The organism is Actinoplanes sp. NPDC051633, from assembly GCF_040681735.1.
In the GTDB taxonomy this organism is placed as follows: Bacteria; Actinomycetota; Actinomycetes; order Mycobacteriales; family Micromonosporaceae; genus Actinoplanes.
Map to the genome: position 1 here is coordinate 1 of NZ_JBFAZH010000182.1, position 9,327 is coordinate 9,327.

Consider the following 9,327-nt stretch of genomic DNA (forward strand, 5'->3'; position numbering starts at 1 on the left):
GAGGCGTTGGCGGCGACGCCCACGCCGGCGACGCTGATGCCGGCCATCAGGGCGGCCGCCAGCACGGTGTTGCGGCCGCGAACGCCGACTGCGACGCGGCGGCCGGTGCGCGGGCGCGGATGCGGCCCGGCGGTCGCGATCCGCGGCAGCAGGTCGGCCGGGGTGAGCGGGGCGTCGGAGGCGAGCAGCGCGAGGTAGGCGGCGGCCGCGCCGTCCGACCGGAGGGGCCGCGTCGACGCGAGCAGGTCGCGGTAGGCGCGCTCGGCGTCGTCGACCGGGGTCAGCGGGGCGGCGGAGGCCAGGAGCTCGAAGTAGGCCCGCATGCCGGCGTCATCGGAGTGTGCTGGGGTGACGGCGCTCTGCTGCACGACGGGTTGACCCTCCAAGGCTTCGAAAACGGACCGACATATGTGCTGTCGGCCGCTTCGCGGCGCCATGAAGGCGGATCAGTGCAGATCAACCAAGCTGCAACTCAGGAGGCGGCGAGATCGCCGTAGACCAGCTCCATCTTGAGCTTGATGTCGACGCCGTGCTCGCGCAGGAACGGCACCGGGTCGGTGGGCCGGCCGTCGACGTGGATCTCGAGGTGCAGGTGCGTGCCGTACGAGGCGCCGGTGTTGCCGACCTCGGCGATCACCTGCCCCGGCTTCACCACGTCGCCCTTTTTCACCAGCAGCCGGCGGGAGTGGGCGTAGATCGCCTCGCTGCCGTCGTCGTGCTTGATGGTGATGGCGTAGCCGTACCCGCCCATGTAGCCGGCCTGGGTCACCTTGCCGCCGTGCACCGCCTTGTACGGGGTGCCCTCGGAGGTCGCCAGGTCGATGCCGGGGTGCAGCTTGCCCATCCGGACCGCGTACGGCGAGGTGAACTGGTAGTCGTCCAGCGGGAGCACCCAGGCCCGCGCCTCGATCTGGGCGTCGGTCAGCTTCGCGGCCTTGTTCTTGCCCCGATCCGAACGGTCGGCACGCGCGGCGTCGTTGTTGCGGGCGGCGATATCCTCGGAGATCTTGGAGCTCTCGAGGTCGCGCAGCACGTTCGGGCTGACGGCCTTGGCGTCCGGGAAGCTCGAGGCCGAACCCAGCGCGACCACACCGGCCCCGACGAACGCCGCGGCGCCGACAACGGCATAGCGGCTGCGGGGTGGGGTGGCTACGCGTCGGCGACCGCGATAGCGATCGGGCTCGGACGACAAGCGCTGACGCACGTACGACCCTCCGTCGACACTGCATATAAAAGGCCGGCTGGGACGACCCCTAAGGGTGTCGGCCGGGCTACATCCGGGGTTAACCGGTTGACAGCCGTGGGCCACGGTAACGAAGCGGCGTCCGTGTCACAAGTCGCACCGCCAATTCCCTGACAGTTACGTATCAGCCCCGTGGAGCGAATGTCCGACTTCGTTACCTTTTCGTGCGAGAGTCGTTGCTAGCTCTCCGCTATTGAGTCGCGAGCAGAAAGTTATGTGACGCAAATAATAGAGAGCGAATGCGGGGCGTAATCGAGCGCGTTGCGCCAGTCGGCTTCCCGGCGTACCCCCCGCGGGTTACCGTTCGTTCAGGTGGGCTCACAGGGGCCGTTCGTCGAGGAGGGGTCGCAGATGCAGGCGAGGATCCGGGTCGTGGTGGCCAAACCGGGCCTGGACGGCCATGACCGTGGCGCCAAGGTGGTGGCGCGGGCCCTGCGGGACGCCGGTATGGAGGTCGTCTACACCGGCCTGCACCAGACGCCCGAGCAGATCGTCGAGACCGCGATCCAGGAGGACGCGGACGCGATCGGTCTTTCCGTGCTCTCCGGCGCGCACATGACGCTGTTCCGGAGGGTGATGGAGCTATTGGCGGAACGTGACGCACGCGACATTGTCGTGTTCGGCGGCGGCATCATTCCCGAGGACGACATCGCCGAATTGCAGAAACTCGGCGTCGCGAAGATATTCACACCGGGCGCGACCACCGCATCCATCATCGAATGGGTACGCGCCAATGTCTCGAGCCCGGTGAGCTGACGACCGCCGGCTTTCGGATCGCCCGGCATCGGGGGCACCGGGGCGAATCTGAAGTAGGCGCAGGTCAATGCCGGGCAAGGGGAGAGGCCGGACGCACCCCTCACACGTCCGGCCTCTCTATGCACGATGCCCCGCCGCCACCCCTCGACCGACAGGGCATCGGCCGCTTCCACCGGCCCGCTCAGCGCTCCGACATCACACTCAACGAGACCTGTCAGCGGGGGTTACGCGACTTCCCGCAAGTTTCTTCCCCGGTGACACGGTGGTGCTTGTGTGCGGTCTTGCACACCGCGCACCCGCGCCGCTGCGGAACCCCGGAGAGTGACCCAGCCTTCAGTCAGGTCAAGGGCGGCGGTGGAGATGAGGACGGCTAGTCTCCAGTTGAGGCTTGCCGGTGGCGCCGGGACGACGCGCCGCGAAAGGAGACCAGTGGACCTGTTCGAGTATCAGGGGCGCGATCTGTTCGAACGGCACGGGCTGCCCGTGCTGGGCGGCGGCGTCGCAGAGACCCCGGAGGAGGCGCGCGTCATCGCCGAGCGTCTGGGCGGCAAGGTGGTCGTCAAGGCGCAGGTGAAGGTCGGCGGCCGCGGTAAGGCCGGCGGCGTGAAGCTCGCGGACGGCGCGGACGAGGCGCAGGCCCGGGCCGGGGACATCCTCGGCATGGACATCAAGGGCCACACCGTGCACAAGGTGATGCTGGCCGAGACCGCGGACATCACGGAGGAGTACTACTTCTCCTACCTGCTGGACCGCGCCAACCGCACCTTCCTCTGCATCGCCAGCGTGGCCGGCGGCATGGAGATCGAGACAGTCGCCGAGGAGCAGCCGGACCGGGTGGCCAAGATCGCGATCGACGCCAACCAGGGGGTCGACGAGGCCAAGGCCCGCGAGATCGTCGCCGCGGCGCAATACCCCGCCGAGGTCGCCGAGCAGATCGTCGACATCGCGGTGAAGCTGTGGCAGGCCTTCGTGGCCGAGGACGCCACGCTGGTCGAGGTCAACCCGCTGGCGAAGGTCGGCGACGGCCGGGTGCTGCTGCTGGACGCCAAGATCACGCTGGACGAGAACGCCGGGTTCCGCCACCCCGACCACGAGGCGCTGGTCGACCAGTCCGCGGTCGACCCGCTGGAGCAGCAGGCCAAGGCGAAGAACCTCAACTACGTGAAGCTCGACGGCGAGGTCGGCATCATCGGCAACGGCGCCGGCCTGGTGATGTCCACTCTCGACGTGGTCGCGTACGCCGGTGAGGGCCACGGCGGCGTGAAGCCGGCCAACTTCCTCGACATCGGCGGCGGCGCCAGCGCCCAGGTGATGGCCGACGGCCTCGAGGTGGTGCTTTCCGACCCGTCGGTGAGGTCGGTGTTCGTGAACGTCTTCGGCGGCATCACCGCCTGCGACGAGGTGGCCAACGGCATCGTGCAGGCCCTCGCGCTGCTCGGCGAGCGCGGCGAGCAGGTCACCAAGCCGCTGGTCGTCCGGCTCGACGGCAACAACGCCGAGGCCGGCCGCGCGATCCTCGGCGGCGCCAACAACCCGCTGGTCCAGCGGGTGGACACGATGGACGGTGCGGCCGAGCGTGCCGCCGAGCTCGCGGCTGCGGGGAAGTGACGAGATGGCTATCTGGCTCACCAAGGACTCCAAGGTCATCGTCCAGGGCATGACCGGCTCGGAGGGGTCGAAGCACACCCGGCGCATGCTGGCCGCCGGCACCAACGTCGTGGGCGGCGTCAACCCGCGCAAGGCCGGCACCACGGTGGACTTCGACGGCACGTCTCTCCCGGTGTTCGCGAGCGTCGGCGAGGCGATCAAGGAGACCGGCGCGGACGTGTCGGTCATCTTCGTGCCGCCGGCCTTCACCAAGGGGGCAATCGTCGAGGCCATCGACGCCGAGATCCCGCTCGCCGTGGTGATCACCGAGGGCGTGCCGGTGCAGGACTCGGCGGCCGCCTGGGCGTACAACATCGCGAAGGGCGAGCGGACCCGCATCATCGGGCCGAACTGCCCGGGCATCGCGTCGCCGGGCGCCAGCAACGCCGGCATCATCCCGGCCGACATCACCCCGGCCGGGCGCATCGGCCTGGTCTCCAAGTCGGGCACGCTGACCTACCAGATGATGTACGAGCTGCAGGACATCGGCTTCTCGACCTGCGTCGGCATCGGCGGCGACCCGGTCATCGGTACCACCCACATCGACGCGCTCAAGGCCTTCCAGGACGACCCGGAGACCGACGCGATCGTGATGATCGGCGAGATCGGCGGCGACGCCGAGGAGCGTGCGGCCGACTTCATCAAGGCCAACGTCACCAAGCCGGTGGTCGGCTACATCGCCGGCTTCACCGCCCCGACCGGCAAGACCATGGGCCACGCCGGCGCCATCATCAGCGGCTCGGCGGGCACCGCCGACGCCAAGAAGGTCGCCCTGGAGGCGGCCGGGGTCAAGGTCGGCAAGACGCCGAGCGAGACCGCGCGCTTGATGCGCGAGATCATGAGCTGAGCTCGGATACGTTCACACGACGACGGCGCGCCGCCGCTCGGGTTTCCCGGGATGCGGCGCGCCGTCGTGTCAGAGTAGGCGGCGATGCCGGACACTCCCGACCGTCCCGACGGCTCGGCGGACCACGACGACATGGTCGCCGAGGCGGGGGACGACGCCGCCCGGGAAACGGTGCGCGTCGACCTGGCGAGTCATCCGACCCGAGCCATCGACGCCCGTCCGACCGTGGCACTGAACCGCGAGACCGTCCTGATCCCGCGGCAGCGGGACCAGAAGAACCGGGCTCCGCTGCCGATCGCCGCGGGCTTCGCCACCCTCTGGGCCGCCCTGCTGTCCTACCTGCCGGTGGCCGTGATCATCGGCCTGGCGCGCACCTTCGAGGACGCCGGCGGGCTGGCCGGCGCGGCCGGTGGCGGGCTGGCCGCCTGGCTGCTCGGCCACGGCGTGCCGCTGGGCACCTCGATCGGCCCGGTCTCCCTGGCGCCGCTGCTGCTGACCCTGCTGGCCGGCTGGCGGCTCAACCGGGCCGGCCTGCACGTCACCCGCGCGATCGGCGCGCGCCGCACCGGCTCGCTGCGGGCGGCGTTCACGGTGGCCGGCACGGTCGGTCTCTGGTACGCGTTCTTCGGCGCCCTCGCCGCGATGCTGATCACCGGTGAGACGCTGACCGTCCCGCCGATGCGCGCGGCGGCCCACTTCTTCGTGATCGGCCTCGTCGGCGCGCTGGTCGGCTCGCTGCGCGGCACGGACGCGGTGGTGCTGTTCGCCCGCAAGCTTCCGCCGGTGGTGCGCCACGGGTTGCGCACCGGGGTGGTGGCGGCGCTGCTGATCCTGGCGGCGGGGGCCGCGTGCACCGGTCTGTCGGTCGCCTTCGGTGGCGGCGAGGCGGCGGACATGATCTCCGCGTACCGGACCGGGGTCGCCGGGCAGGCCGGGATCACGCTGGTCAGCGTCGCGTACGGGGCGAACGCCGCGGTGTGGGCGGCGGCGTACCTGTTGGGGCCGGGTTTCGCGCTGGGCGCCGGCACGTCGGTCGGGCTGACCGAGGTGGTGCTCGGGCCGCTGCCGACGCTGCCGCTGCTGGCCGGCCTGCCCGCCGGTCCGATGGGCGCCACCGGTGTGTTGCTGCTGGCGGTGCCGGTGCTCGCGGGTCTGTTCGCCGGTGGGCTGCTGACGCAGCGCCTGCGCCGCGACCAGCCGGATCCGGGATGGTCGCTGGTGCTGGGCTCGGCCGCCGCCTCCGGCCCGATCGCCGGTCTGATGCTGGGCCTGCTCGCCTGGATGTCCGCCGGGTCGCTCGGCGACGGCCGGCTGGCCTCGATCGGCCCGAACCCGTGGCTGGTCGGCCTGGTCACGACGGCGGTGGTCGCGGTGGCCGCGTTGCTGGGCGCCGCCGCAGGCCGGTCCTTCCGCAACAAGAAATAGCCGCAACAAGGAGCGCCCCGGCCGAGTCGGCCGGGGCGCTCCTTTGTGTGGCTTGATCAGCTGTTGGTGAAACCGCTGTAGGCGCCACTGAACGCGGCGATCGCGTTACCGATGAGCGACAGCGCCGCGATCGCGAAGCCGATGTAGGCCAGCGTCGGCGGCTTGCCGACCTTCTTCGCCTCGGTCAGGCACAGGACCGAGAAGACGATCCCGAGGATCGGGCAGCAGAGCGAGAAGACGATGCCCAGGACACCCCAGAGCGTCACCTTGTCGTTGCCGGCCGCGGCAGGCGGCTGCTGTCCGTAGTAAGGGGGTGGCGTCACGTGGTTCCTCCGTGTGGAAACGACTTGCTGAGAATTCGGTGAAAGAGACGGGCAGCGTAACCGATGATCAGCAGTTTGTGGTGTCCGTGACACCGACCCGTGTGCGGCACGCCGTGCCCGCGGAGATAGGGTGCTCGGGTGACCGACCCAGCGCCCGCCCGCCTGGTCGTCCTTCTCTCCGGCTCCGGCTCCAACCTGCAGGCATTGCTCGACGCCTCCGCCGATCCCGCATACGGCGCACAGGTCGTGGCCGTCGGCGCCGACCGGGACGGCATCGCCGGGCTCGACCGTGCCACCGCCGCCGGTGTGCCCACCTTCGTGGCCCGGATCAAGGACTTCCCGAGCCGCGACGCCTGGGACGCCGGGCTCACCGCGCTGGTCGCCGAGCACAAGCCCGACCTGGTCATCTCGGCCGGCTTCCTCAAGCTGGTCGGGCGAGCGTTCCTGGCCACGTTCGGCGACCGCTACATCAACACGCACAACGCGCTGCTGCCGTCGTTCCCGGGCATCCACGGCCCGCGCGACGCGCTGGCCTACGGCGTGAAGATCGCCGGCGCCACCCTCTTCTTCGTCGACGCGGGCGTCGACACCGGCCCGATCATCGCCCAGGTCAGCGTCCCGGTGCTGGACGACGACACCGAGGAGACGCTGACCGAGCGGATCAAGGTCGCCGAGCGGGCGCAGCTGGTCGAGCAGGTCGGCCGCCTGGTCCGCGCAGGCTGGACCATCAAGGACAGGAAGGTACGAATCAATGGCTGAGGGCCGACGCCCGATCCGCCGGGCACTGGTGAGCGTCTACGACAAGACGGGCCTCACCGAGCTCGCGCAGGCGCTGCACGACGCCGGCGTCGAGGTGGTCTCCACCGGCTCGACCGCGACCAGGATCGAGGCGGCCGGCGTGCCGGTGACCCGGGTCGAGGAGCTCACCGGATTCCCCGAGTGTCTCGACGGCCGGGTCAAGACGCTGCACCCCGGCGTGCACGCGGGGCTGCTCGCCGACCTGCGGCTGCCGGCCCACGAGGCGCAGCTCGCCGAGCTCCGGGTCCAGCCCTTCGACCTGCTGGTCAGCAACCTCTACCCGTTCACCGAGACGGTCGCCTCGGGCGCGAGCGAGGACGAGTGCGTCGAGCAGATCGACATCGGCGGCCCGGCGATGGTGCGCGCGGCGGCCAAGAACCACCCCTCGGTGGCCGTGGTGACCGCCGTCAGCGCGTACCCCCTGGTCCAGCAGGCCCTCGACGAGGGCGGTTTCACGCTGATGCAGCGCAAGCAGCTCGCGGCTCGCGCGTTCTACGACATCGCGCAGTACGACATCGCGGTGGCCAACTGGTGTGCCACCACGCTGGCGCCGGCCGACTGGCCGGAGTTCGCCGGGATCGGGCTGACCGTCGCGGCGCCGTTGCGCTACGGCGAGAACCCGCATCAGCAGGCCGCGCTCTACGCCGATCCCGCCGCGCCGCCCGGGCTGGCCAACGCCACGCAGCTGCACGGCAAGGAGATGTCCTACAACAACTACGTCGACGCGGACGCCGCCTGGCGCAGCGCGAACGACTTCACCGAACCGTGCGTCGCGATCATCAAGCACGCCAACCCGTGCGGCATCGCGATCGGCGCCGATGTGGCCGAGGCGCACCGCAAGGCGCACGCGTGCGACCCGGTGTCGGCCTTCGGCGGCGTCATCGCGGTGAACGGCGAGGTGACTCAGCAGCTGGCCGAGCAGCTCGGCGACATCTTTACGGAGGTGATCGTCGCGCCGTCCTACGCCGCCGAAGCGGTGGAGACGCTGCGGGAGAAGAAGAACCTGCGGATCCTCCTCGCGCCGCGGTGGGCTCCGGCGCCCGCCGAGATCAGGCAGATCGGCGGCGGCGTGCTGGTGCAGATGGCCGACCGGATCGACGCCGACGGCGACGACCCGGCCAACTGGACGCTGGCCACGGGCCCGGCCGCCGACGAGGAGACGCTGCGGGATCTGGCCTTCGCGTGGCGGGCGATCCGCAGCGTCAAGAGCAACGCGATCCTGCTGGCCCACGACGGCGGCACGGTCGGCGTCGGGATGGGCCAGGTCAACCGGGTCGACGCGGCGCACCTGGCGGTCAACCGGGCGGGGGCCGACCGGGCCCGCGGCAGCGTGGCGGCCAGCGACGCGTTCTTCCCCTTCCCGGACGGGCTGGAGGTGCTGATCGCGGCCGGCGTCAAGGCGGTCGTGCAGCCCGGCGGGTCCATTCGCGACAATCTCAGCATCGAGGTCGCGGAGAAGGCGGGTCTCACGCTGTACCACACGGGGACGAGGCACTTCTATCACTGACGAGCGCTTCGTACACAACGAGACCTTCCGCGGGCAGGACTGGGCGCTCGCGGAAGAGGGCCGTGTGCACTACGAGGACTGCGCGTTCCACGACGTCGACTGGTCCGAGTCACTGCTCACCGCCTGCACCTTCACGCACTGCCAGTTCGGCAACGTCCGCTTCAACGCCGCCGTGCTGACCCGCTGCGCGATCGTGCAGTCGACGATGACCCGGTGCTCGTTCTTCGACGGCACGCTGACCGACTGCAAGCTGACCGGCACCCAGTTCCTCGACTGCGCGCTGCGGCCGCTGACCATCGACGGCGGCGACTGGGGTTTCGTCGGGCTGCGCGGGCAGAACCTGACCTCGGCCAAGCTCGCCGGGCTGCGGCTGCGCGAGGCGGATCTGACCGGCGCCGACCTGACCCGGGCCGACCTCAGCGGCGCCGACCTGTCGAACGCGCGGCTCAAGGACGTGGTGCTCAAGGGCACGGACCTGCGGGGCGCGAATCTGGACGGAGTAGCACTGAAAGGCGTCGACATCACCGGCGCGAAGATTGACCTGGCCCAGGCGGTGCTGTTCGCCTCGGCATATGGTGCCGTGGTAAGCGGCTGATTCTTGGAGTGGAGAACATGGGTAAGAAGGTCACGGTTGTCGGCGCCGGTTTCTACGGGTCCACGACCGCACAGCGTCTGGCCGAGTACGACATCTTCGACACCGTGGTGCTCACCGACATCCTTGAGGGCAAGCCGGCCGGCATCGCGCTGGACCTCAACCAGTCCCGGCCGGTCGAGGGCTTCG

At 70.3% G+C, this 9,327-nt stretch carries 10 protein-coding genes and 1 pseudogene; 8 read left to right on the forward strand and 3 right to left on the reverse strand.

Features of this window, described 5'->3' with window-relative positions; genetic code table 11:
- Window positions 1-368 (reverse strand): hypothetical protein (locus tag AB0M20_RS13300; protein ID WP_364297687.1); only part of this gene is annotated, 368 nt, incomplete at its 3' end.
- A gap of 104 nt (window positions 369-472) precedes the next feature.
- On the reverse strand, window positions 473-1,204 hold the full coding sequence (locus AB0M20_RS13305) for a M23 family metallopeptidase (protein WP_364297689.1): 732 nt from the start codon (window positions 1,202-1,204) through the stop codon (window positions 473-475).
- Between the two features lie 390 nt (window positions 1,205-1,594).
- On the opposite strand from AB0M20_RS13305, the gene AB0M20_RS13310 reads away from it, so the two are divergent.
- The 4 genes from AB0M20_RS13310 to AB0M20_RS13325 all read left to right on the forward strand — a co-directional run bounded on the left by AB0M20_RS13310 (window position 1,595) and on the right by AB0M20_RS13325 (window position 5,918).
- A complete protein-coding gene (locus AB0M20_RS13310; protein ID WP_364297705.1) occupies window positions 1,595-1,999 on the forward strand; it encodes a cobalamin B12-binding domain-containing protein in 405 nt (134 codons plus the stop codon).
- 429 nt (window positions 2,000-2,428) lie between these two features.
- The gene (gene sucC / locus AB0M20_RS13315) at window positions 2,429-3,607 is read left to right on the forward strand and encodes an ADP-forming succinate--CoA ligase subunit beta (protein WP_364297691.1); all 1,179 of its coding nucleotides are present in this window, start codon (window positions 2,429-2,431) and stop codon (window positions 3,605-3,607) included.
- A 4-nt stretch (window positions 3,608-3,611) separates the two neighbouring features.
- Entirely contained in the window at window positions 3,612-4,493 is an 882-nt protein-coding gene (gene sucD, locus AB0M20_RS13320) for a succinate--CoA ligase subunit alpha (protein WP_364297693.1), read from the forward strand.
- 84 nt (window positions 4,494-4,577) lie between these two features.
- Window positions 4,578-5,918, forward strand: a complete 1,341-nt coding sequence (locus AB0M20_RS13325) for a DUF6350 family protein (RefSeq protein ID WP_364297695.1) — start codon at window positions 4,578-4,580, stop codon at window positions 5,916-5,918.
- A 56-nt stretch (window positions 5,919-5,974) separates the two neighbouring features.
- Here AB0M20_RS13325 and AB0M20_RS13330 read toward each other — a convergent pair whose 3' ends face one another.
- Complete coding sequence (locus AB0M20_RS13330) at window positions 5,975-6,241, reverse strand: hypothetical protein (protein WP_364297697.1); 267 nt, start codon at window positions 6,239-6,241, stop codon at window positions 5,975-5,977.
- Window positions 6,242-6,379: 138 nt separating this feature from the next.
- Here AB0M20_RS13330 and purN point away from each other — a divergent pair, with 138 nt between their 5' ends.
- The 4 genes and pseudogenes from purN to AB0M20_RS13350 form a co-directional block, all read left to right on the forward strand.
- Window positions 6,380-7,000: a phosphoribosylglycinamide formyltransferase gene (gene purN, locus AB0M20_RS13335; RefSeq protein WP_364297699.1), complete on the forward strand. Its 621-nt coding sequence runs from the start codon at window positions 6,380-6,382 to the stop codon at window positions 6,998-7,000.
- Entirely contained in the window at window positions 6,993-8,546 is a 1,554-nt protein-coding gene (purH, locus tag AB0M20_RS13340) for a bifunctional phosphoribosylaminoimidazolecarboxamide formyltransferase/IMP cyclohydrolase (protein ID WP_364297701.1), read from the forward strand. Before purN ends, purH begins: the two co-directional genes overlap by 8 nt.
- A gap of 64 nt (window positions 8,547-8,610) precedes the next feature.
- A complete protein-coding gene (locus AB0M20_RS13345; protein ID WP_364297703.1) occupies window positions 8,611-9,141 on the forward strand; it encodes a pentapeptide repeat-containing protein in 531 nt (176 codons plus the stop codon).
- Between the two features lie 17 nt (window positions 9,142-9,158).
- A pseudogene (locus AB0M20_RS13350) lies at window positions 9,159-9,327 on the forward strand (malate dehydrogenase); the annotation flags it as partial.